The sequence below is a fragment of the Amycolatopsis sp. NPDC089917 genome (genome assembly GCF_040684635.1).
Lineage (GTDB): Bacteria > Actinomycetota > Actinomycetes > Mycobacteriales > Pseudonocardiaceae > Amycolatopsis.
In genome coordinates this window covers 143046-167386 of sequence record NZ_JBFBGL010000002.1, presented here as the reverse complement: position 1 = coordinate 167386, position 24341 = coordinate 143046, and the positions used below count along the sequence as shown (strand labels likewise).

At 70.7% G+C, this 24341-nt stretch carries 15 protein-coding genes; 5 read left to right on the top strand and 10 right to left on the bottom strand.

Features of this window, described 5'->3' with window-relative positions; all coding sequences use genetic code 11:
- Positions 1 to 81: 81 nt before the first annotated feature.
- From AB0N89_RS02905 to AB0N89_RS02895, 3 genes are read right to left on the bottom strand one after another with little or no spacing between them, the layout of a single operon-like run.
- Positions 82 to 831 carry a fumarylacetoacetate hydrolase family protein gene (locus AB0N89_RS02905; protein ID WP_364199531.1) on the bottom strand — a complete coding sequence of 250 codons (750 nt, stop codon included), beginning with the start codon at positions 829 to 831 and terminating at the stop codon, positions 82 to 84.
- On the bottom strand, positions 822 to 3752 hold the full coding sequence (locus AB0N89_RS02900) for an FAD-linked oxidase C-terminal domain-containing protein (protein ID WP_364199529.1): 2931 nt from the start codon (positions 3750 to 3752) through the stop codon (positions 822 to 824). The genes AB0N89_RS02905 and AB0N89_RS02900 overlap by 10 nt, the downstream gene beginning before the upstream one ends.
- A gap of 10 nt (positions 3753 to 3762) precedes the next feature.
- The gene (locus tag AB0N89_RS02895) at positions 3763 to 4929 is read right to left on the bottom strand and encodes an aminotransferase class V-fold PLP-dependent enzyme (protein ID WP_364199527.1); all 1167 of its coding nucleotides are present in this window, start codon (positions 4927 to 4929) and stop codon (positions 3763 to 3765) included.
- Between the two features lie 174 nt (positions 4930 to 5103).
- Between AB0N89_RS02895 and AB0N89_RS02890 the strand changes: the two genes are divergently transcribed.
- Entirely contained in the window at positions 5104 to 6444 is a 1341-nt protein-coding gene (locus AB0N89_RS02890; RefSeq protein WP_364199525.1) for an SLC13 family permease, read from the top strand.
- A 51-nt stretch (positions 6445 to 6495) separates the two neighbouring features.
- Here AB0N89_RS02890 and AB0N89_RS02885 read toward each other — a convergent pair whose 3' ends face one another.
- Positions 6496 to 7245: a GntR family transcriptional regulator gene (locus AB0N89_RS02885; RefSeq protein WP_364199523.1), complete on the bottom strand. Its 750-nt coding sequence runs from the start codon at positions 7243 to 7245 to the stop codon at positions 6496 to 6498.
- Positions 7246 to 7358: 113 nt separating this feature from the next.
- Here AB0N89_RS02885 and AB0N89_RS02880 point away from each other — a divergent pair, with 113 nt between their 5' ends.
- The 3 genes from AB0N89_RS02880 to AB0N89_RS02870 are packed head-to-tail and all read left to right on the top strand — an operon-like array spanning position 7359 to position 9305.
- A complete protein-coding gene (locus AB0N89_RS02880) occupies positions 7359 to 7712 on the top strand; it encodes a Rid family hydrolase (RefSeq protein ID WP_364199521.1) in 354 nt (117 codons plus the stop codon).
- Positions 7705 to 8349, top strand: a complete 645-nt coding sequence (locus AB0N89_RS02875; protein WP_364199519.1) for a PAS domain-containing protein — start codon at positions 7705 to 7707, stop codon at positions 8347 to 8349. The genes AB0N89_RS02880 and AB0N89_RS02875 overlap by 8 nt, the downstream gene beginning before the upstream one ends.
- Positions 8346 to 9305 (top strand): pyridoxal-phosphate dependent enzyme, encoded by a 960-nt coding sequence (locus AB0N89_RS02870; RefSeq protein ID WP_364199517.1) that lies wholly within the window; start codon positions 8346 to 8348, stop codon positions 9303 to 9305. Before AB0N89_RS02875 ends, AB0N89_RS02870 begins: the two co-directional genes overlap by 4 nt.
- Before the next feature lie 85 nt (positions 9306 to 9390).
- On the opposite strand, the gene AB0N89_RS02865 is transcribed toward AB0N89_RS02870, so the two are convergent.
- From AB0N89_RS02865 to AB0N89_RS02845, 5 genes are all read right to left on the bottom strand, one after another.
- Positions 9391 to 10368 carry an alpha/beta hydrolase family protein gene (locus tag AB0N89_RS02865; protein WP_364199515.1) on the bottom strand — a complete coding sequence of 326 codons (978 nt, stop codon included), beginning with the start codon at positions 10366 to 10368 and terminating at the stop codon, positions 9391 to 9393.
- A 13-nt stretch (positions 10369 to 10381) separates the two neighbouring features.
- Entirely contained in the window at positions 10382 to 11965 is a 1584-nt protein-coding gene (locus AB0N89_RS02860) for an acyl-CoA carboxylase subunit beta (RefSeq protein ID WP_364199513.1), read from the bottom strand.
- Entirely contained in the window at positions 11962 to 18354 is a 6393-nt protein-coding gene (locus AB0N89_RS02855; protein ID WP_364199511.1) for an SDR family NAD(P)-dependent oxidoreductase, read from the bottom strand. Before AB0N89_RS02855 ends, AB0N89_RS02860 begins: the two co-directional genes overlap by 4 nt.
- Positions 18351 to 20111 carry a fatty acyl-AMP ligase gene (locus AB0N89_RS02850; protein ID WP_364199509.1) on the bottom strand — a complete coding sequence of 587 codons (1761 nt, stop codon included), beginning with the start codon at positions 20109 to 20111 and terminating at the stop codon, positions 18351 to 18353. Before AB0N89_RS02850 ends, AB0N89_RS02855 begins: the two co-directional genes overlap by 4 nt.
- A 170-nt stretch (positions 20112 to 20281) precedes the next feature.
- A complete protein-coding gene (locus AB0N89_RS02845; protein WP_364199507.1) occupies positions 20282 to 21688 on the bottom strand; it encodes an MFS transporter in 1407 nt (468 codons plus the stop codon).
- 192 nt (positions 21689 to 21880) lie between these two features.
- Between AB0N89_RS02845 and AB0N89_RS02840 the strand changes: the two genes are divergently transcribed.
- Positions 21881 to 23101: a helix-turn-helix domain-containing protein gene (locus tag AB0N89_RS02840; protein ID WP_364199506.1), complete on the top strand. Its 1221-nt coding sequence runs from the start codon at positions 21881 to 21883 to the stop codon at positions 23099 to 23101.
- A 164-nt stretch (positions 23102 to 23265) separates the two neighbouring features.
- On the opposite strand, the gene AB0N89_RS02835 is transcribed toward AB0N89_RS02840, so the two are convergent.
- On the bottom strand, positions 23266 to 24183 hold the full coding sequence (locus tag AB0N89_RS02835; RefSeq protein ID WP_364199504.1) for a helix-turn-helix transcriptional regulator: 918 nt from the start codon (positions 24181 to 24183) through the stop codon (positions 23266 to 23268).
- Between the last annotated feature and the right edge of the window lie 158 nt (positions 24184 to 24341).

The following is a 24341-nucleotide window of genomic DNA, read 5'->3' as shown; positions in this document are numbered from 1 at the left end:
CACCCGAGTTCGCCGTTCAATCACGTGAGTTCCGCCTTCAATCACGCGAGTTCGCTGTCTGATCACGCGAGCCGAGCGGCCTTACGACTCACGGGACCGGACCGGGTTGGTCAGCTCACCGACGCCCTCGATCGACACCGTCACCTCGTCCCCCGGCGCCATCGGCCCGACCCCGGCCGGGCTGCCGGTGAGCACGACGTCGCCGGGGCGCAGGGTGAACCACCGGGTCACCCACGCGAGGATCGCGGGCACGCCGAAGATCATCTCCCCGGTGGTGGACCGCTGGACGGTCCGGTCGTTGATCCGCGTGGTCACCGCGAGGTCTCCATTCTCGATGCCGGTGGTGATCCAGGGGCCGAGCGGCAGGAACGTGTCGGCGCTCTTCGCCCGCGCCCATTGGCCGTCGGCCCGCCAGTCGTGCGCGGTGACGTCGTTGGCGCAGGTGTAGCCGAGGATGTACGCCGACGCGTCCTCGGCGGTCAGGTTCCGCGCGGTCCGGCCGATGACGACGGCCAGTTCTCCCTCGTACTCCAGGCGTTCGACCTCGGGCGGACGCAGGATCGGCTGCCCGGGGCCGGTGACGGCGTTGGGCGCCTTGAGGAACAGGGCGGGCCGCTCCGGCCACGGACGGCCCTTTTCCTGCAGCTGACACGGATAATTGCTGCCCACGCAGACGATCGTGCGGGGATCGCACGGCGCGAGCAGCCGGACGCCGGACAGCGGGCCGACGACCTCGCCGGGGCCGCTGACCGGGTCGTAGTCGCGCACGAGATCACCGTCCACGCAGCCCGTCCGGGCCGTTCCCTCGACGTCGAAGCGGATCAGGCGCATGTCGAACCACCGAGCGCTTCGCGGACGAGTTCGAGCGGGTGCCACGCGGTCCTGCCCGCGCCGTGGAAGATCTGCTGACGGCAGGAAACCCCGGTGGCGGCGACCAGCGTTTCGGCCGGTTCCTGTTCCAGCGCGGGAAAAAGCCGGTCGCGGCCGACGGCCATCGAGGTTTCGTAGTGTTCCGCCTCGAAGCCGAACGAACCCGCCATCCCGCAGCAGCCGGAGTCGATCTCGGCGACCTCCAGCCCCGGTATGCGGCGCAGGAGCGCCATCGTGGCGGCGGTGCCGACCTCCGCCTTCTGATGGCAGTGACCGTGGAAGACCACCCGCCGCCCGCTGAGCCACGATCGCTCCGGCAAGGCGAGCCTGCCGTCGTCGATGGCCTCGACCAGCAGCTCTTCGACCTGACGGACACGCTCCTTGATCTGCCGCGCCTCGGGCAGTTCCGGCAGCAGCGCCAGCGTCTCGTCCCGCAAGGTGAACACGCACGACGGCTCGCAGCCGACGATCGGCGATCCCGGCTCGGTGTCGCGGGCCAGAGACGTGACCAGCCCGGTCGCCTTCTTCTTCGCGTCGTCGAGCAGCCCCTTGGACAGGCTCGACCGCCCGCAACAGCCACCGGACGCGAGTTCCACCGCCCAGCCCGCGCGTTCGAGCAGTTCGATGGCAGCCTTGCCGATCTGCGGTTCGGTGAACGTGGTGAAGGAGTCCGCCAGCCAGTTCACCGTGCCGGCCGTCGACGGCGGGCTCTCCCGGCGGCGGTTCCAGCGCACGAGGTTGTCCCGCGCGAACTTCGGCAACGGCCGTTCGGCCTTGATGCCGACGACGCGTTCCATGACCTTGCGGAGCGGCCCGATCCGGCCGGGCACGTTGGACAGCGGCGCGGTGGCCGAACCGAGCCGGTTGAGGAACCGGATCGAGCCGAAGATCCGCGACCGCAGCGGCGTGCCGTGTTCCTCGTGGTGCTGGTGCAGGGTTTCGGCCTTGAGCGAGGCCATGTCGACGCTCATCGGGCATTCGCTCTTGCAGGCCTTGCACATCAGGCACAGATCGAGGATCTCGGTGAGCCGTTCCCCGCCGAGCGCGGCCTTCGGATCCGGCTCGGAGAGCGCCTTGACGAGCGCGTTGGCGCGGCCGCGCGTGGAATGCTCTTCCTGCAACGTGACCTGGTACGACGGGCACATCACGCCGCCGGTGGTCTTGCGGCACAACCCGATGTTCATGCAGCGGTCGGCGGCGTCGCGCATCCCGCCCCCGCCGACGACCTCGAACGACAGCATCGTCCGCAGCGGCGGCGCGGGCGGCAGGGCGTCGCGGTCGCGCAGGTTCTCGGTCATCGAAGGCGCGTCGACGATCTTGCCGGGGTTCATCGTGCCCGCGGGGTCGAACAGCTTCTTGACCCGGCGCATGGCTTCGTAGAGTTCGTCGCCGAAGATCTCGCGGTTGAACTCCGAGCGGGCCAGGCCGTCCCCGTGTTCGGACGAGTTCACGCCGCCGAATTCGGCCACGAGGTCCTTGATCTTCTCCGCGACCACGCGCATCGTGTCGACCTGCGCGGGATCGGTGAGGTCGACGAACGGCCGGATGTGCAGGCAGCCGACCGAACAATGACCGTAGAACCCGGCTTCGAGCCGGTGCTCGTCGAGGATCTCCTTGAATCGTGCGGTGTACTCGGCGAGATGCTCGGGAGCGACGGCGGTGTCCTCGATGAACGCCAGCGGCCGCTTGGTGCCTTCACCGGCGGCCATCAGCAGCCCGAGACTGGACTTGCGCACCTTGAGCAGCGCCGCCTGTTCGGCGGCCGTGACCAGCTTGAGCGTGTGATAGCCGTGCCCGTCGCGCTCCCACAGCGCGGCGACCTCGTCGAGTTTGACCGCCAGCTCGGCCTCGTCGTCTCCGGAGAAGGAGACGAACAGCAGCGCCGCCGGATCCCCGACGAGGTGGTTGCCGAGGTCGGCGTACTCGATCTTCCGCCGTGACAGGTCGAGGATGGTCTTGTCCATCATCTCGACTTGGTGCGGCCCGCAGCTGAGCGCGTCGAGCGTGGCCGAGATCGCGCCGTGCGTCGTCTCGAAATGCCCGACCGCGTAGACGGTCTTCTTCGGCTTGGGCACCAGGTCGACTTCGATCCGGGTGGCGAGCACGAGCGTGCCTTCCGCCCCGACGACGAATTTGGCCAGGTCGAAGGGATTGCCGTCGCCGTACCCGGCGAGGCGGTCGAGCCGATAACCGCAGGCCCGGCGCCAGAACAGCGGCATCCCCTTGGCGATGGCGTCCTCGTGCTCGGTGACGAGGGCGGGGAGTTCGCGGTAGATGCGGCCTTCGAGGGTGTCCGCCTCGGCCCGGCGCATCCGTTCGGCTTCGCTCACCGGCTCGAACCGCGCGGTGGACCCATCGGCGAGGACGACGTCCAGCGCGCGGATGTGGTCGATCGTCATCCCGAAGGTGAGCGACCCGGAACCCGCCGAGTTGTTGCCCGCCATGCCGCCGATGGTGGCGCGGTTGCTGGTGGAGGTGTCGGGCCCGAACATCAGCCCGTGCGCGGCCGCCGCCTTGTTCAGCTGGTCCTGGACGACGCCGGGTTCGACGACGGCGGTACGCGCGACGGGGTCGAGGTCGATGATCCGGTTCATGTGCCGGGACAGGTCGAGCACCAGGCCCGGGCCGACGGTCTGCCCGGCCAGGCTGGTGCCCGCCCCTCGCGGGACGACGGGCACGCCGAACTCCGCCGCGGTCGCGACGGCCGCGGCGACGTCCTCGTGATCGAGAGGGAACACGACACCGCGCGGCATGATCGAGTACATGCTCGCGTCGCGGGAGAAGAGGTGCCGCGTGTAGTCGTCGAAGGCGATCTCCCCTTTGATCCGCGCGTACAGCGCGTCTTCGAGCGGACTGGTGGCGCGGGTCGCTTCGGTCGTCATCGGCGGGCCCTCAGGCGTTCTGCAGCAGTTCGAGGGCGTCCTGCAGGCCACGCGGATCGGCGGGAGCCCCGGCGAGCGTGAGTCCCATTTGGACTCCCGCCAAGGTCCCGGCGAGCGTGAGGTCGTTGAACGCGCCGAGGTGCCCGATCCGGAAGATCTTCCCGGCGAGTTTGCCCAGTCCGGCGCCCAGGGACATGTCGAACCGGTCGAGGATGATCGCGCGGACCTTGTCGGCGTCGACGCCTTCGGGCATCAGGACCGCTGTCAGCGCACCAGAATGCTCACGCTCGTCCTGGCAGAGGACCTCCAGTCCCCAGCCGCGCACGGCGGCTCGCGTGGCGGCGGCGTGCCGGGCGTGGCGCGCGAAGACGTTCTCGAGTCCCTCGTCGTACAGCAGGCGCAAGGCTTCCCGCAGCCCGTACATCAGGTTCGTGTTGGGGGTGTAGGGGAAGAATCCGCGTTCGTTCGCGGCGAGCATCGGGCCCCAGTCCCAGAAGACCTTCGGCAGGGACGCGGTCTTCGCGGCGTCGAGGGCCTTGTCGCTGATCGCGTTGAAACTCATGCCCGGCGGGAGCATGAGGCCTTTCTGCGAGCCCGCGACGGTGACGTCGACACCCCATTCGTCGTGCCGGTAGTCGAGCGAACCCAGCGACGAGATGGTGTCGACCAGCAGCAGCGCGGGATGTCCGGCGGAGTCGATCGCGGCGCGGATCTCCGGCACGCGGCTGGTGACGCCCGTCGAGGTCTCGTTGTGGACCACGCAGACGGCCTTGATCCGGTGCGCGGTGTCCGCGGCGAGCCTTTCGGCGACCACCTCGGGGTCGGCGCCGTGCCGCCAGTCCCCCGGCACGAAGTCGACGTGCAGCCCGAGGCCGTGCGCCATCTCCTGCCACAGCGTGGCGAAGTGACCGGTCTCGAAGGCCAGCACGGTGTCGCCGGCGCTGAGGGTGTTGGCCAGGGCCGCCTCCCACGCGCCGGTCCCGGTCGCGGGGTAGACGACCACCGGGTTCGTGGTGCCGAAGACGGGCTTGATGTCCCGCAGCAGCCCGCTCGCCAGCTCCTGGAACTCGGGTCCGCGGTGGTCGATGGTGGCCGCCGACATCGCCCGGAGCACCACGTCCGGGACGTTCGTCGGGCCCGGGATCTGCAGGAAGTGACGTCCGGCCGCGTATGTCATGTGCGCCTCCACGCTCGGCTTCGAGATGTTCCACAAAGCGAAACCTTGGTCCCGCTGCTTGAAAGGTATACCGTGTACCGAACTCCGTCGAGAGGGTGCCCGGAACAAACTTCGACCGATTCCCTGAATGTGCCGATTCCCTGAATGTGTCAGCGCCGACCGCAGAGGATTCCCATGTCCATACAACTCGTCACAGTCGTGGCGCTCGCCCTGGTGTTCCTGATCGCGACCGTGCTTCCCGTCCACATGGGAGCGCTGGCGTTCGTCGCCGCCTTCGTGATCGGGACGGCGTTCGTCGGGGAGAGCACCGACGACATCGTCTCGGGCTTCCCCGGAGATCTCTTCGTCATCCTGGTCGGGGTGACGCTGCTGTTCGCGATAGCCAAAGGCAACGGCACCGTCGACCGGCTCGTGCACCTGGTGGTGCGCGCCGTCGGCGGGCGGATCGCCCTGATCCCCTGGGTGATGTTCGTGGTCACCGCGGCGCTGACCGCGGTCGGCGCCGTGGTGCCGGCGGCGGTGGCGATCATCGCCCCGATCGGCATGGGGTTCGCCCGCCGCTCCGCGATCAACCCGATGCTGATGGGCCTGCTGATCATCAACGGCGCCAGCGCGGGCGGCTTCTCCCCCATCAGCATCTTCGGCAGCATCGTCAACGGCGTCGTCGCGCGCGACAACCTCCCGAGCAATCCGGGACTGCTTTTCGCGTCTTCCTTCGCCTTCAACCTGGTGCTGAGCCTGGTCGTCTTCTTCCTCTTCGGCGGCCGCGAACTGATCCGCCGGTCCTCGGCCGCCAAGACCCGGGTGGTCGTCGCGACGACTCAGCCCGCGCTGGTGAACAGCGCGGGCACGACGATCACCGATGATCCCGGCGAATCCACGCCGTCCGGTGGCGGAACCGACGAGCCCGAGGAACGCAGGCCGCTCACCCGCGACCATGTGTTCACCCTGCTCGGGCTGGCGGCGCTCGCGATCGGCGCACTGGTGTTCAAACTCGACGTCGGCTTCACCGCGCTGACCGTGGCGACGGTGTTGTCGCTGGTCTCTCCGGGGTCGGCGAAGGCCGCAGTCGGCGAGGTCGCGTGGCCGACGGTGCTGTTGATCTGCGGGATCGTCACCTTCGTCTCGCTGATGGAGCGCGTCGGCACGATCGATTGGCTGGGCAACCTGGTGACACGGATCGGCTCGCCCCTGCTGGCCGCGATCCTGATCTGCGCGATCGGCGCGGTGGTCTCGGCGTTCGCATCGACGACCGGGATCCTCGGCGCGCTCATCCCCCTGGCCGTGCCGTTCCTGCTGGCGGGCGAGGTCGGCGCGGTCAGCATGATCATCGCGCTGGCGATCTCGTCGTCCGTGGTCGACTCGTCGCCGTTCTCCACCAGCGGCGCCCTGGTCGTGGCGAACGCGCCCGACGGGCAGAACGACAAGGTGTTCCGGGGCCTGACGATCTGGGGGTTCAGCATGTGCGTGATCGCGCCCGTCACGACCTGGCTGCTGTTCATCCTGCCCGGCTGAGGCTGAGCGAGATCCACATCGGACGGTCCACGGTGGCCGTCCGATGTGGACTCAGAGCTGGCGGGAGCGGCGTTCGGCCAGCCAGCGCTCGGATTCGGGAGTGCCACCGTCGAGCTGATCCACCACCGCGTCCAGGAAGCTGCCGTGGCCGTGATCGGCCAATGCCTTCAGGACCGCGTCAGGATCCCCGCCCTCGATGATCGCGAGCAGCTCGCGGTGCCGTTCGACGTTCTGCATCAACGATTCGCCGTCGCGGCGGGCACTGCGGTTGAGCGCCATGCACAGCTGCATCTGCAAGGACAGCGCGCGATAGGCCTCGGTGACGCGCTCGTGCCCGGCCAGCGCGACGATCGACTGGTGGAAGTCGTACTTGCGCTGGGTGAAGACGCCTTCGTCGCCTTCGAGGCCCGCCTGCTCGAAGGCGGCCAAGGCGTTCCGGCAGGCCTGCAGCCGCTCCGGTGAGCGGACCGGGATCCCGATCCGGACGGCGAAGGCTTCGAGCTCTTCGCGCAAGGTGATGATTTCGTAGACGTCGTGGCGGGTCAGGGGGCGGACGATGACACCGCGTCGCGGATGGGGCACGACGAGACCTTCGAAAGCCAGCACCTGCAACGCTTCGCGCAGCGGCGGGCGGGACACCCCGAGCCGTTCGGTGAGCTTGGCCTCGACCAAGCGCGTGCCGGGCGGGAGTTCACCGGAAAGTATCATCGCGCGCAGCGCCTGGGTGGCCAGCTCGGCCATGCTCGGCGGCGCGACGATCCGGCCGTCCTCGTACTGCACGGCACCCGTCGAACTGGTCATCGGACCCCCTTCCTTTCTGTATACGGTATATCAATCACCTTTGTCTCGCGTGAGCGGTACGTCACTTCCCCAGCGGTTGGACTTTCCGTCCAGCACTTATACAGTCAGTCGTTGTGACCAACGAGCATCCGTATCCTCCGGCCTTCCGCAGCGGCGACCTGGTTTCCGTGTCCGGACGGCTCGGCGTGACCGAGACCGGTGAACTCGTCCCCGGCGGGTTCGACGCCGAAGGCCCGCGGGCCTTCGCCAACCTCGACGCCGCGCTGCTTTCGGCAGGCGCGAGCCGGGCCGACGTCGTGAAGGTCGTCGTCTACCTGACCGACATCGCCGACCGCGACGGTCTCAACCGCGTCTACGAGGAGTTCTTCGCCGAGCCCCGCCCCGCTCGCACCTGCGTCGGAGTCGCGTCGCTGCCCTACGGAGGGGTCGTCGAAGTCGAGGCCCTCGCCCGGGTACGCGATGTCTGAGCAGGACGCGATCCTCGACGCGCTCGCCCCGGTCGCCGACGGCATCGCGGCGACGCTCGGCTCGTTCTGCGAGGTCGTGGTGCACGACTTCCGACGCCCGGAGCAGTCCGTCGTGGCGATCGCCGGCTCGGTCACCGACCGCCGCGTGGGCGGGTCGATGAGCGAGATCGGCATGGGCCTGCTCGCCCGCGGCGACGACGCCGAGGACCAGCTGAACTACGTCACCCGGACGGCGTCCGGGAAGCTGGTGAAGTCCTCGACCATGCTGCTGCGCGACAGCGGCGGCTCGGTGTTCGGCGCGCTGTGCGTGAACCTCGACGTCACCGCGCTGGGCCAGCTCAAGACCCTCGTCGGCGAACTCGCCGACGTCGGCACCGTCACCGAGACCCCGACCACGACCTTCGGCGACGACGTGGACGCCGTCGTGGACGCGATCGTCGACGACCACCAGCTCCGGCTCAACAAGCCGTGGACCGCACTCAGTCGCGAAGAACGACTCGACCTGTTCCGCAGCCTGCACGCGCGCGGCGTCTTCGCCGTACGCCGGGCCGTGCCCCAGGTCGCGGCCCGGATCGGCATCTCCCGGGCCTCCGCTTACAACTATCTCGCCGAAATCCGTGACCAAGGAGCATCATGACCGCCCCCGTGACCATCGACGACATCCGCGACGCCGCCGCCCGCCTGGCCGGTGTCGCGCACCGGACCCCGGTCGTGCGTTCCCGGACCCTCGACGAGCTCGTCGGCGCCGAGGTCTTCATCAAATGCGAGAACCTCCAGCGCGTCGGGGCCTTCAAGTTCCGCGGCGCGTACAACGCCGCTTCCCGGCTCTCGCCGGAACAGCTCGCCAAGGGCATCGCCGCGTACTCCTCGGGCAACCACGCGCAGGCCGTCGCGCTCGCCGCGCGGGAACTCGGGAGCAGCGCGGTCATCCTGATCCCGGAGGACACCCCGCGGTCCAAAAAGGACGCCACCGCGGGTTACGGCGCCGAGATCGTCACCTACGACCGGTACACCGGCGACCGCGTCGCGATCGGCGAGGCACTGGCGGCCGACCGCGGTCTCGCGCTCATCCCGCCGTACGAACACCCGCACGTGATCGCCGGGCAGGGCACCGCGGCGCTGGAACTTCTGGAGGACACCGAGTCCCTGGACACCCTGGTCGTCCCGGTCGGTGGCGGTGGCCTGATCGCGGGCAGCTCGACCGCCGCGAAGGCGCTGCGGCCCGATATCCGGATCGTCGGGGTCGAACCCGCCGAGGGTGACGACACCAAGCGTTCGCTGGAGGCGGGCGAACGGGTGTCGATCCCGGTCCCGCGGACCATCGCCGACGGCCAGGCCGCCTCGATCCCCGGCGAGCTGACGTTCTCGATCAACCAGCGGCTCGTCGACGACGTCGCGCTGGTCAGCGACGACCAGGTCCGGGACGCGATGCGGTTCGCGTTCGAGCGGCTGAAGCTCGTCATGGAGCCCAGCGGCGCGACCGGTCTCGCGGCGCTGCTCAGCGGGCAGGTCCCCGTCTCCGGCCGGGTCGGCGTGATCGTCAGCGGCGGGAACGTCAGCCCGGAACGCTTCGCCGAACTCCTCGCTCCCTGACGCATTTCGTCCTCTGAATGCGGTGTTCCGTGAAGGACTCCTTGAGGGACTCTGGGTCCCTCAAGGAGTCCTTCACGGACTTGGGTCAGAGGCCGAGGCCGCCGGCCAGCACCGGCCACGAGTTGCGCAGGGCCCGCTGCCAGTACGGCCAGCTGTGCGTCCCGTCGCCGTAGTAGTCGACGGTCACCGGAATCCCCTTGCTCTTCAACAGATCCGTGAAGCTCATCGAGGCGCCCAGCGCTTGGGGTTCGAGGATGTCGGACTGACCCGGCGGGTCGAGCGGCCCGGTCTTGCCGTTCCCGCACGAGATGTAGAGCGCGGTGCCGCGCAGGTCGTCGGCGTGGTCGTAGGGATTGTTCGCCGACCACAGCGGCCGCATCCCCCAGCTGTCGCCCCAGAGTTCGAGGTAGTTGAAGATCCCCGCTCGGGCCAGGATCCCTTGGATGAACAGCGGAATCCCCTGGTAGAGCGTATGCGGCACACCGCTGTAGGACGCCGCCGCGGCGAACATCCCCTTGTGCTTGTACGAGTACGCGAGCGCGCCGTACCCGCCGATCGACAGTCCGGCGACCGCCCGGCGCGTGCCCGCCCGGTAGCCGCGTTCGACGATCTGCCGCACTTCCAGGGTGTGGAAGGTGTCCCAGTCCGGTGTGCTCTTGAGGCCGAAGTTCCACCACTTCGTGTACATCCCGGCCGGTCCGCCGGTCGGCATGACGACGAGCGCGTCCTTGTCCGCGGTGAACGCCTTCACGTCGGTGAACTGGTCCCACGAGCGGTAGTCGACCGGTTCGCAGCAGCCGTGCAGCAGGTACAGCGTGGGCCAGGTCCGCGTGGGTTGCGCGGCCCAGCCGGTCGGGACCAGCAGGCGGACCATGCCGGTGGTGCCGAGCGCGGGCGAGCTGATCTTGAGGTCGACCGTGCGCGCGTCCAGCCAGGTCTCCTCGACGACCTTCGCCCCGTTGTCGGCGGTGACCCGCGCGGGAGCGGCGACCGCGGGGATCGCGCTGCCGAGCAGGGCGACCATGGACAACACCAGCAGACCCCACCGCCGCCTTCGGTTCATCACTTCTCCTCGCTCACAAAGGGATGTTTCCGTGTTTCTTGGCCGGAAGGGTCTGCCGTTTGGTCCGCAGCGCCCGCAGGGCCCTCGCCACCTGAAGGCGGGTCTGCGACGGCGCGATGACCTGATCGACGTAGCCGCGTTCCGCCGCCAGGTAAGGGTTCGAATGCCGTTCGCGGTACGCCTCGGTGAGCCGTCGCCGTTCGGCCGACCGCTGTTCCGGCGGCAACTCGGCGAGTTCACGCCGGTGCAGCACCCGCACCGCGCCCTCCGCGCCCATGACCGCGATCTCCGCGGTCGGCCAGGCCATGTTGACGTCGGCGCCGAGATGCTTCGACCCCATCACCGCGTACCCGCCGCCGTAGGCCTTGCGGATCACGACGGTCACCTTCGGGACGGTCGCCTCAGCGTAGGCGTAGATCAGTTTCGCCCCGCGCCGGATGATCCCGTGCCGTTCCTGCGCCTCCCCGGGCAGATAGCCGGGGACGTCGGCGAGGGTGAGGATCGGGATGCCGAACGCGTCGCAGAACCGCACGAACCGCGCGGCCTTCTCCGAAGCGTCGATGTCGATCACGCCCGCCTGATACCGCGGCTGGTTGGCCACGACACCGACCGTGCGGCCCCGCACCCGGCCGAACGCGCAGATCATGTTCGGCGCGAAAGCGCTGTGCACCTCGGTGAACTCGCCGTCGTCGACGAGGCGCGAGATCACCTCGGTCATGTCGTAGGCCTGGTTCAGCGAATCGGGCACCAGACGGTCGAGTTCGAGGTCCGCGGCGGTGAGTTCGGGCGCGGTCTCGTCGGCGTACTCCGGGACGACGTCGAGGTTGTTGGACGGCAGGTAGCCGAGCAGCGTCCGCACCCAGTCGATCGCGTCCTCCTCGTCGACGGCCCGGTGGTGCGCGTTCCCGGAGATCTCGCTGTTCACCGCCGCGCCACCGAGCTGCTGGGCGGAGACCCGCTCGCCGCTGACGGCGTGCACGACGTCCGGTCCGGTGACGAACATGTGCGCGGTCTCGTCGACCATCACCGTGAAGTCCGTGATCGCGGGCGAGTAGACCGCGCCGCCCGCGCACGGGCCCATGATCAGCGAGATCTGCGGGATGACGCCGGACGCGAGCGCGTTGCGCCGCCCGAGTTCGGCGTAGTAGGCCAGTGAGACGACGCCTTCCTGGATCCGGGCGCCGCCGGAGTCGTTGATGCCGACCACCGGGCAGCCCAGCGTCATCGCCAGATCCATCACCTTGAGGACCTTCTCGCCGAAGACCTCGCCCATGCTGCCGCCGAACACGGTGAAGTCCTGCGAGAAGACGCAGACCTGCCTGCCGTCGACCGTGCCGTGCCCGGTCACCACGCCGTCGCCGTAGGGCCGGTGGGCGTCCATCCCGAACTCGGCGCACCGGTGGCGCGCGAACTGGTCGAGTTCGACGAAGGAACCCGGGTCCAGCAGCAGGTCGATGCGTTCACGCGCGGTCAGTTTGCCCTTGGCGTGCTGTCGGTCGACGGCTCTCTTCTCGGCGATCCGGACGGCTTCGTCCTGGCGGGCGGCGAGGTCGGCGATGCGGAACGCCGTGGTCGGCGCGAACGGGACGTCGGTCATGGCCGCGCCGCTCTCGGTGCCGCGAGCCGCGCCGCGACCGCTCCGGCGACCACTTCGACGTGCGGCGGATCGATCATCGACAGGTGATCGCCCGGAACGCGCACGATCTCCAGGTCCGCGCAGTAGGCGTCCCAGCCGAGGGAGTCGTCGGTGCGCAGGTAGCGCGGGTCGAGGGTGGTGGTCAGCGGATGTGGTTCCTGCGCCCGCAGCAGCAGCACCGGCCCGGCATAGGGTTCCGGGGCGTAGCGTTCGGCCACCCGTGCGTCCACATAGGACTCGTACTGATGCCGCAGTACGCCCTGGCCCATTCCGGGCACTCGCGCGGCGAGCTCACCGATCACGAGCCGGATCTGGGCGTCGTCGTCGAGCCGGACGAGGTCCTCGCGCGGGATCTCCAGCGGGACACCGTAGGTCTCTTCGACGTGCTCGGCGAACCGGGCGAACCGGTCCAGCAGGATCTCGTGCGCCGGGATCCCGGGCGCGGGCAACGGCAGGATGCTGTCGATCATGACCACGAGGTCGACCCGTTCACCCGCCGCCGTCAGCCGCCGGGCCGTCTCGTAGGCGAGGCAACCACCGAACGACCAGCCGCCCAGCCGGTACGGGCCCTGGGGCTGGATCTCCCGGATCAGCTCGAGGTAGCACTCGGCCTTGCCCTCGACGGTGTCCTCTTCGTCGATCCGTTCGAGTCCGTACACGGCCCTGTTCTCCGGCAGCAGCCGGACGAGTCCGTCGTAGACGCTCGTCGGGCCGCCCGCCGGATGGAACAGGAACAGCGGATCCGTGCCGCCTTCGCGCAGCGGCCGGATCGGACAGCCGCCGCGTCCCTCGATCCGGTCACGCAGCAGGTCGGCCATCGCGGCGATGGTCGGCGTCGCGAAGAGCCGTTCCGGGACGGGTCCGAGCTCCCTCGCGAACACGGCGCGCAGCCGATCGGCCGCGTCGGCGTCGCCTCCCGCGGCGAAGAAGTCGTCGTGGACGCCGGGTTCGGCGCCGCCCAGTTCCGCCTGCCACTGCCGGGCGACCCAGCGTTCGGCCGGATCGCGGGGGCCGACCACGATATCCGGAACAGGTTTCCGCGAGCCTGTCTCGCCGAATCCGGCCTGGTCGGCGAGATGGTCGGCGAGTTCGGCGAGGCTGGCGCCGCGCAACAGCAGCGGAATCGGCAGCGGGAGGCCGAAATCGCGTTCCACGACGCCTTTGGCGCGCAGGGCGGTGAGCGAGTCCAGGCCGAGCCGGGTGAGCGGCGTATGCCTGTCGATCCCGTCCGCGGCGAGGCCGAGCATCCCGGCGACGAGCCCGGCCAGGTAGTCGGCCAGCATCTCGCGGGCGGCTTCCGGCAACACCGCCCGCAGTGCGTCCAACCCGTCCCAAGTGGACGGTCCGGCGCCCGGTTCTTCCTTCGGCACCAGGATCTCGAAGAACGGCCGTGCGGCCAGCCCCGGGAACAGCGCCAGCACGGTCCCGGCGTCGACGCGGGCGATCCCGGTCGCGCCGCGGTCCCGCTTCAGCACGGCGTCCATCGCCGCCAGTGCCTCCTCGGTGCCGAGCGGTTCGAGCACCGGGTTGCGGTTGCCGACGGCCGCGCCGGCCTCGCCCCACGCTCCCCAGCCGATCGTGGCCGCGGGGAGCCCGGCGGCCCGGCGCCACGCGACGAGCGCGTCCACCCACGCGTTCGCGGTGGCGTAGGCGGCTTGACCCGGTGATCCGAACAACGCGGCCGCCGACGAGTACGTCAGCCACCAGTCGAGGTCGTGTCCGGCGGTCGCCTCGTGCAACCGCCACGCTCCGAGAGCTTTCGCGCGCCAGACGGCTTCGGCCGCGCTGGTGTCGACGGCGGCCGCGGCGCCGTCGGACAGGACACCGGCCGCGTGCAGCACGCCACGCAACGGCACGCCGCCTTCCGTGGCGGCCGCGACCAGCGCCTCGGCCGTTCCCGGCTCGGCGATGTCGCCCGCTATCACCCGGACGCCGGCACTCAGCTCCGCCAGCTGCGGTTCGAGTTCGGGGCCCGCGCCGCGACGGCCGGAGAGGATCAGCCGGGTCGCGCCGCGTTTCGCGAGCCAGTCCGCCGCGACCAGGCCGAGGCCGCCCAGACCACCGGTGATGACGTACGCGCCCTCGCGCACCACGGTTCCGTGCTCGGGCTCGCCGAGTTCCGGCCGGGCCAGCACCCGCGTGTAGCGGACGCCTTCGCGCCAGGCGATCTCGTCGTCCGGCGCGTCCGCGCGGATCTCCGCCACCAGCCGCCCGATCCACAACCGGGCGGGATCCGGCTCGGCGTCGAAGTCGACGTGGCTCGCCCGCAGCTCCGGGTGTTCGAAGGCGAGAACCCGGACCAAGCCGCGCGGCCACGCCTGACCGGGATCACCGCGCTCGCCGGATTCGATGGCCGAACCACCGGCGCTGACCAGCCACAACCGCGGCGCGGTCACCGCATCGGCCAGTTCGGCGACGACGCCCGAGAGCGTGGCGACCATCCGCGCGGCCCGCATCGGATCCGAGGCCGGGACGCACGCGACGACGCCCGTCACGTCGTGGGAGCGCAGGAGATCCGCCAGCGCGGCGCGGTCTCCGAGCGGCGCCGTCGTCAGCTCGTCCCCGGACTCGGTGAGCCGGTCACGCAACGCCGTCAGCCAGGGGACGTCCTCGTGCAGCACGATCCAGTGACGCGCGCCAGGCTTCTCCGCGGGCAGGTCCGCCTGCCGCCAGACCGTCTCGAACAGCAGGTCCGTCATCGGCACCGGCAGCGCCGAACGCTGGAACCGGCGGCAATAGACCTCACGGAACTCGACCAGGACGACGTCGTCGGCGTCGACCAGCTGGACGCCGCCGACCAGTCCGTCACCGGCCGGATCGAGCGAGTCGAGGACGGCGTCGACCCGGACGCCGCGCCGCGGATCACCGGCGACGACGACTTCGCCCAAGGTCAGCGGCAGGAAGGCGCCGTCGGCTTCGCGCAGCGCGTCCCCGGCGGCCGCGGCCAGCGCGTGCAGGCAGGCGTCGGCGATCACCGGGTGCAGGACGTAAGCCGGGTGGTCGGCGGGCAGGGTGATCGACGCCGAAGCGCGACCCGGCACCGCCACGACTTCGCCCAGCCCGCGGAAGGCGGGACCGTAGCTCTGCCCCATCCCGGCCAGCAGCTGGTAGAGATCGATCGGTCGCGCGTCCCCGGTGACGGCGCCGAACGGCACCACCGACGTCTCCCCGTCGCGGACACGGGCGGTGGCGTGCCGGATCCAGCCGCCGTCCGCGGACCGCGCGTAGACGTCCACTTCGAACGGTCCGGTGCTCAAGCTGGTCGTCACCTCGGTGTGCGCGGCGAGCGGCAGCACGCGGTGCAGTTCGAGCCCGCCGACGCGCAGTTGCCCACCGGGCCGCAGGACCGCCTTGGCCGCCGCGAGCGCCAGTTCGAGGAACCCGGCGGCGGGGAACAACGGGACCCCCATCGCGGCGTGATCGGCCAGCCAGGGCAGCGCCTCCGTCCCGACGTCCGCGTGCCACAGGTGTCCCTCGCCGGTCGGCTGTTCGATGTGGACGCCCAGCAACGGATGCGCATCGACGGGGCCCGGCCGGGCGGCCGGGCGTTTCGGCCAGAACCGGACGTGGCGCCAGCGCGGGCCGGGCAGCTCGACGGGGACCGGGCGCGGACCTCGGGCATCGAGCACCCCGGGCACGCCGAGGGTGTGCAGCCGGGCGAGCGTGGTCAGGAACGCGATCCGTTCGTCGACCTTGCGGCTCGCGGACGGCAGCGCGAGCGCCCCGGTGCTCTGCTCGATCGCGGCGAGCGCCACCGGATGCGGGGAGAGCTCGACGAACACTCCGTATCCGTCGGCGGTCGCCGCCGCCAGCGCCTGGCTGAACCGCACCGGGCGGCGCAGGTTCGCCGCCCAGTACTCGACGTCGAACGCCGGCGCCCACTCGGGATCGTCGAGAACGCTGCTGTAGCAAGGGATCTCGGCCTGCCGCGGGGCCAGTCCGTCGAGCTCGGCGCGGAACCGGTCGAGGACGGCGTCGACGGCCTCCGAATGCCCGGCTCCCCCGACCGGCAGCCGTCTCGCGAGCCTGCCGAGGCTTTCGACGTGCGACACCAGCGCTTCGACCTGGCCGGCGTCGCCGCTGACGGTGCATTGGACCGGCGAGGCGTAGACCGCGACGGTGATGCCGGGGAATTCCGTCTCCAGATCGGCCAGTTCGGCCGGGGACAGTTCGACCACCGCCATCGCGCCGTCGCCGCTCGCGTCGACCTCGGCGAGCAGCCGGGCCCGCGTGCTCATCACGAGCAGGCCGTCGGCGACGTCCAGCGCCCCCGCGACGACGGCGGCCGCGACCTCGCCCATCGAATGCCCGAGCACCGCGTCCGGGACGACGCCGTGCGCGCGCCAGAGCCCGGCGAGGGCGAGTTGCATGCCGAACAGCGCGAGCTGCGTCGCGCCGAGATCCGGCAGGTCACGCTCGCCGGAGAACACCTCCCGCAGGGAGAACCCGGCTTCCGCGCGGAACACCGGATCGAGGGCCTCCACCTCGGCACGGAACGCGGGCTCGGTGCGCAGCAGCAGGCGGCCCATGCCGGGCCACTGGGAGCCGTAGCCGGAGAAGACGAACACGAGGTCGGGCACGGGCCCGGTCTCCACGGCGGTCATCTCGCGCAACGCGGCGGCGATCCGGCCGTGTTCCTCGCCGATCACCGCGCCACGGAACGACAGGTGATCCCGGCCCCGCGCGAGCGTCGCGGCGACGGCGTCCAGCGGTACCCCGCGGTGGTCTTCGAGCCAGTCCGCGAGGTCGGCGGCCCGCGCCCGGAGCACCTCGGGCGACCGAGCGGACAACGCGATCACCTGTGGACCTTCGGTTTCTTTTCCGCGAGCGGGGAACGACGCGGCGGGCCACTCTTCGAGGACGACGTGGGCGTTGGTGCCGCCGAAGCCGAACGCGGAGATCCCGGCGCGCGCGACGCCGGAGTACCGCGGCCAGTCCGCCCCGGTGCCCACGACACGGAGGCCGAGACCGGCGAAGTCGATGCGCGGACTGGGTTCCCGGTAGTGCGGGGTCGGCGGCAGCCGCCGGTGGACCATGGCGAGGACGACCTTGATCAGCCCGGCGATCCCCGCCGCGCCTTCGAGATGCCCCAGGTTCCCCTTGACCGAGCCGATCAGGAGCGGGCGGCCGGCTTCGCGTCCGGCTCCGAGCACCTCGCCGAGCGCGCCGGCCTCGATGGGATCGCCCAGCGCGGTGCCGGTCCCGTGCGCCTCAACGTAGTCCACGGAGGACGGTTCGACACCGGCCGCCGCGTACGCGTCCCGCAACAGAGCGGCCTGTGCGCCGGGACTGGGCGCGACGAGACCGTTGGACCGGCCGTCGGAGTTCACCGCGCTGCCGCGGATCACCGCGAGCACCCGGTCCCCCGCCTGGCGGGCGGCCTTCAGCGGTTTGAGCACGACCACGCCGCAGCCCTCGCCACGGGCGATCCCGTCCGCGGCCGCGTCGAACGGTTTGCAGTGACCGTCCGGGGCCAGCACCCCGGCCCGGTGGAAGGTCGCGGTGACGGCGGGGGTGAGCAGCAGGTTCACGCCGGCGACGAGCGCCGTCGCGCATTCGCCGCGCCGCAGGCTCTGCACCGCCTGATGCACCGCCACCAGCGAAGACGAGCAGGCCGTGTCGACGGTGAGACTGGGTCCGCGCAGGTCGAAGAGGTACGAGAGCCGGTTCGCGGCGATACTCGTCGCGGCCCCGGTGGCGGACCAGACGTCGACGGCGGCGGGATCGGTCATCGTCAGGTGGCCGTATTCGCCCGCCGAGAGCCCGACGAACACCCCGGTGCGGCTTCCCCGGAGGGTGGACGGCGGGATCCCGGCGTGTTCCAGCGCCGCCCAGGTGACTTCGAGCAGCATCCGCTGCTGGGGATCCATCGCTTCGGCCTCGCCCGGCACGATGCCGAAGAACTCGGCGTCGAAACCGGCGATGTCGTCGAGGAAGCCACCCCGGCCGAAGCCTTCCTCGAACCCTTCCCAGCGACCTTCGGGGACGTCGCGGATGCCGTCGCCGCCGAGGTCCAGGAAGCGCCAGTACCGCTCCGCGGACTCGGTGCCGCCGGGCAGGCGGCAGCCGAGACCGACGATCGCGATCGGTTCCTCTTCCCGGCCCTCACCGGCAGCGACCGTGGCCTGCTCCACTGTGGACAGATACTCGGCGAGCGCGGCGATCGTCGGGTGCTCCCACACCAGGGTCGGCGCCAGCGGGCGGCCGAGGTACCGGCCGAGATCCGCCGCCAGTTCCATCGACTCCCGCGACGAAAGCCCGCTCTCGTGCAGTGGCCTGTCCGGGTCGGCGGGCGACCCGGTCCGGTCCTCCACCCACGCGAGGAGCCAGGCCCGGACCCCCGCGGTCATCCGAGCCGCCGCGCGGTCAGCACACCATCCACATAGGACTTCCGGCACAGTGCCCGGCTGATCTTGCCGCTGGAGGTACGCGGAACCGCTCCCGGGGCGAGGAAGACGACGTCGTGCGGGCGCAGGCCGTGCGCGGTCGACACTGCCCCGCGGATCTCAGCGGTCGCCACGGCGATGTCGGCCTCCGCTCCCTTGGCCCGTTCCACCACCACGACCGCCGCTTCGCCGCCTTCACGCTCGATCGCGAAGGCCGCCGCGGAATGCGGCCGGACCGCCGGGTGGGTCTCCACGGTCTGTTCGATGTCCTGCGGGTAATGGTTGCGGCCGTCGACGATGACGAGGTCCTTCAGCCTGCCGGTCATGAACAGCTCGCCGTCGTGGCGCACGCCGAGATCCCCGGTCGCCAGCCAGCCCGCTCCGGAGTCCGGATCGATCGGCGGCAGGCCGAAGACGGCGACGGACCCGCTGGGCAGCCCCCAGTACCCCACGCCGACGTTCGGGCCGTTGACCTGGATCTCCCCCACCCGGCCCGGTTCGACCAGCGCGCCGGTGACCGGGTCGGCGATGCGGACCCGTTGCCCCGCCGGGAAACCGCAGGAGACGAGCGTGGTGGACACGGCGCCGGGGGCGGCGGGGATCGCCAGCCCGGCGGCGAGCCGGTCACGGTCGAAGGCGACCTGCCGGGGCGGCTTGCCCGCTTCGGTGACGGAGACGAGCACAGTGGCTTCGGCCAGCCCGTAGGACGAACGATGGACCTCGGGACGCAGCCCGCAGTCCGCGAAGGCGTCGTGGAACTTCGCGATGGTCGAGGGCAGGACCGGCTCGCTTCCGTTGATCAGCGAGACGACCCGGCTCAGTTCGAGGTAGCTCTTCTCGGCCTCGGTCACGCGGGAAGCGCTGTAGGCGTAGGCGAAGTTGGGCGCGGCGCTGATCGCGCCGGGGCTGGCCGAGAGGGCACGCAGCCAGCGGGAAGGCCGTTCGAGGAACGCGAGCGGATCCATCAGGACCGAGGCGGCGCCTGCCGCCATCGGCGCGCCGATGCCGAGGATCAGGCCCATGTCGTGGAAGAGCGGCAGCCAGCTGACGGTGGACGTCGTCCCGGTCTCGATCGCGTAGGCGTCGCAGGCCTGGCGGGCGTTGGTGAGCGCGTTGCGATGGGTCAGCATCACGCCCGCCGGGGAACGCGTGGAACCGGACGTGTACTGGAGGTACGCCAGCGCGTCAGGTTCCGGTCGCGGCCAGGAACGTTCACCGGCCGCGACCGAAGCAGGGATGTCGACGGCGAGCACGGCGGGCCGCTCGATCGCCGTCGTGGCGAGAAAGCCGGCGACGGCGTCGATCCCGTCGGTGGTCGTGAGCACGACCCGCGGCGCGCAGTCGCCGAGCACGGCGGCCAGCCTGCCCGCGTGCCCGGGAAGGTCCGGGGCGAACAGCGGGACCGCGACCAGCCCGGCCCGGATCGCGCCGAGGAACGCGACGACGTAGTCGGTGGACTGCCGCGTCAGGATCGCCGCCCGCTCGCCCGGGGCGGCGAAGGTGACCAGCCGGGTGGCGAGGGCCTCGACGCGGTCGTCGAGTTCGCGCCAGGACAGGGTGCTCGCCCGGCCGTCCGCGCCGGCCCGGTGGTCGAGGTAGGTCACGGCGACCTCGTCGCCGAGCCGCCGCGCCCAGTACTCCAGCAGGGTCGCGAAAGACTCCCCGGTGGGTGCGTCGTCCCGACCGCGGACGGCGACGACCGTTTCCGAAATGGTTTCCATGGCCCCTCGTTTGACGACGTGAGCAGGAGCGGGTGAATGCGGAACGGCGCCGTTGCCGAAAGCGGATTCCATTCCGGAGACCGTTCTTTTCCCTGCCCGGAACTGTATGGATCATCGGCGAAGAGTGTCAATGCGAGGACCGTGAAACGCTCACGGCGGTGCGGCCGTGCTCACCGGGAAGTGAGAAACGGGGCACCCGGCTTGTCACTTCGGGACGGACTTTGCCTCGCACGGGGGTTCAGCAGCCGCAGCGCGAGAAGCGCGCCGAGGAGTTGCAACCCCGCCGCGGTCAGCAGACCCGCCGTGTAGCCGTCCGCCAGCGCGAGCGCGGCGCCTTCGTCGATCCGCGCGGTGCGCACCACGGCCAGCACGGTCCCGATCAGCGCGACGCCCAGCGCGCTCGACAGTTCCCGGGACGCGGTGAGCAGGCCGGAGGCGGTGCCCGCGTGCCGTTCCGCCACGATTTCCAGCGCATACGAGGTCAACGGCGTGGTCAAGGCCGATCCGGCCCCGATCAGCGCCAGCCCCGGAATCCGCGGAAGGACTTCCGGAACGTGGTTCACGACCGCGACGGCGAGCAGGCCGGCCGCCACCGCGGCCAGCCCCGCCGCGACTGTCCGATGTGGACCGAATCGCGGCACGGCCCACGGCACCAGCGGTGCCGCCGCGACGACCGCGCCCGCCACCACGACCAGCGGCAAGCCGGCGGCGGCCGGGCCGAGGCCGAGGGATTCCTGATGCAGCAACGGGGTGAAGAAGAAGACTCCCGAAACCCCGAGCCCCCACAGCAACTGCACGATGAGCGCGCCGCGGAAGACCCGCTGACCGGTCAGTTCGCCGGGCACCAGCCGTTCTCGCGCGCGTCTTTCCCTGAACACGAACCAGATCGCCGATCCCGTTCCCCCGAGCCCGAACAGCGCGGGCAGCAGCACGCCGCCCTCGCCCAGCTCCACCACGGCGGAGGTGACCAGCACCATCCCGGTGGTCACGACCAGCATCGACAGCACGGCGGGCCTGCCCGCGGCCGGATCGCGACCCGCGACGGCGACCTTGCGCAGCAGCGCCAGCATCGCCGCCACGAACGGGAGATTGACGAAGAAGATCCAACCCCAGCCCAGGTATTCGCTGAGCACGCCGCCGAGGGTCGGGCCGAGCGCCAGCGCGACCGCGAGGCACGCGGTCCACACCGTCGCGCCGACCGCGCGTCTTCGCTCGTCGAGGTTGGTGCGGAGCAGGCTGAGCAGGGCCGGGACCAGGAACGCGGCCGCGGCGCCTTGCAGCACCCGCGCGGAAATGACGAGCCACGCCGTCGTGGCGAGCCCGCCGACGGCCGCTCCGGCGCCGAACGCGAGCAGCCCGGCCCTCAGGGTCGCGGCCTGCCCCCAGCGGTCCACGAGCGTGCCCGCGACCGGCAGGAGCCCGGCGAACGGGAGCATGTACCCGATGCTCACCCACTGCAGCGTGGGCAGATCGAGCGCGAGGTCACGGGCGATGGACGGCGCGCCCGCCGCGACGATCGTGTTGTCGAGGGTGGTGACGAAAGCCCCGAGCGCGATCATGACCAGCGTCGGTCGCATTTCTCTCCTCGTGAGCGGCGATGACGATGCGAACCGTCTTTACCACTCGCGAAACCCGCGCTCTCACTCACGTGACAATTTCCGTCGTCCTTCTTCGCACCCGCGACAGAAACCCCTTCCGGCGGTTGCCGAATTCCTCACTCCTGTGAGTACATGGCGTGCTCGTACGTCGTCGTGCGGCAAGGAGTGACCATGACCCGAACGGCCGCCCAGCGGCTCTGGTGTTCGCTGCCCGACGAGGTGGCGCGGCGCTTCCGGCCGCACGCTGACCCGCTCGCACGGCGGATCCTGGAAGAGATCCAGCAGGCGGTCCCCGAGTACGGGAAGCCGCTGGAGGGCGAGTTCGGCAAGGTCATCGTGCGCGCCATCGAACAAGCGGTGGTCAGCTGCATCGACAGCATCGGCGATCTCGGCGCGCCCCCGGACGACTGGGTGCGGCTGTTCGTCGAGGTCGGCAAGCGGGTGCATCGCGACGGCGGAAGCCTGAACACGCTGCAGGCCGCCTATCGCGCGGGCGGCCGCGCGGCACTGCGTTATGTGGCGAAGTTCGGGCAAGCGCATCGCCTTCCCCCGGCGGTCCTCTGCATCGGCGCGGAGGCGATCTTCGCTTACGTGGACGAGATCTCGTCGCATTCGGTGGAGGGCTACACGCTCGCGCAGGCGACCGCGACCGGCACCCTGGAAAGGCGGCGAAGACGGCTGCTGGAACTGCTGCTCGCCACTCCCCCGTCGTCGCCCGCCACCCTCGCGACGATGGCGGAGGCCGCGAAATGGGCGATGCCGGACAGGGTCTGCGTCGTGGCGCTCGACCCGCGCGCCGAACAACACCGGATCCCCGCGCCGCGCGTCGCCGACGACGTCCTGCTCGACCTGGAGGGCAACGAACCCTGTCTGCTCACCCCGGATCCGGGCCGGGATCTGCGCGACCTCGACGGCAGGCTCCCCGGGTGGCGCGCGGCCGTCGGCCCCCGGGTCCATCCGGCCGAGGCCGCGAAGTCGCTGCGGTGGGCCCGGCGCACCCTCGATCTGGTGAGCCGGGGCGTGATCGAGGACCGCGCGGTGATCCGCACTTCGGACCACCTGGACACGCATTGGCTCCTGCTCGACCGTTTCCTGCTCGACGAGGTGTCGGACAAGGTGCTCGCGCCGTTCGCCGGGTTGACGGTGAAACAGCAGATCCGGCTCGCGGAGACGTTGCTGGCCTGGCTGGAGCACAACGGAAGCACGCCGGAGATCGCGGCGGCGCTCGCGATCCATCCGCAGACCGTGCGCTACCGGGTCAGCCAGCTGAGCGATCTGTTCGGTGACCGCCTGGCGGATCCCGCGCAGCGTCTCGAACTTCAGATGGCCTTGCGGGCGCACCAGTTGCTGGGCACCCGGCCGCCGGAAGAGTCCACTTCGGACGATCAGTGAGCGGGGCCGGGTTGGCCGCGAGTCGTCCGTCTGGACACACGTGTCGTCCATCCAGTCACGTGTGTCGTCCCTCCAGGCACACGAAACCGCCCGCCGGTAGGTACTCAAGACACCCTTGGCCCTGAACCGAATCGTTATTCACGGCTCACCCGCGGGCTCACCGATCAGAGCCAGCCCTGACGCGACGCCTGCGCGCCCAGCTGGAACCGGGTCTGCGCGCCGAGCAGTTGCTGCAACCGGCTGATCCGCCGGAGCACCGTGCGTTCACTGATGCCGAGTTCGCGCGCGATCGCCTCGTCGGTCAGGCCCCCGCTCAGCAACGCGAGCAGACGGCGGGTGGCGACGGTCGGTTCCTGTGCCGCCTCCGCGTCGTCCGGGCCGCCCGCCCGCACCGGCACCGCCATGCGCCAGAAGGATTCGAACAGCTCGATCAACGCGCTCAGCAGCATCGACGGGTGGATCAGCAGCGCCAGCACGTCGCCGGCGTCGGAGTTCGGGACGGCGATCAGCGCGCGCTTGCTGTCGGCGATCACCAGCTTCAACGGCAGTCTGGGGAACACCCTGGCCTGCTCGCCGAGGGCGATGCTCGACTGCACCTGATCGAACCCGTCGTCGTCCTGGAGCACGGACGAGTCGTAGACGACGCGGTAGGCGATGCCGCGTGCCATCGAACCCGGCTGCACCGTGCTGACCTCGGCCTTCGGGCTCATGTACGACCCGGGGTCCAGCGCGACGATGTCCACGCCCGCCTGCGTCTGCATCGCCTCGAACGTGGCGATCACCTCGTCCCGGCTGCGCAGGACCTCGACGAAGTCCGCGTCCCGGCCGGTCCGCAGGGAGTAGGCGGCGCCGAGCACTTCGGCCGCCTCCCGCGCGCGGACGGCCGCGGCTTCGTGCTGCGCGGCGAACGCCGACAGCGCCGCACGCGGCGGGCACACCTCGACTCCGGACGTGCCGGACCGGACCAGGCCGAACCGCTCCAGTTCGGCCAGCTCCGCGCCGGGCGTGGTCGGGCGCCCGTCCAGCAGGGCCCGATACAGCTGCTCGGCCTCCATCGACAGGCCTCGCGACTCGGCGAGCATGACGTCTCTCCTCCCCCACCCCAGGGCTGGACGGCTGACATCGATGTCAGGCGCCGTGGTACCGCTGTTTCCACTCAGTGGTCTTGAGGGGGAAAGCGGCGGGATCGTGCGCCTGAACCGATAACGAAAGCGTCACAGATCCCGGCGGAGGCACGCCG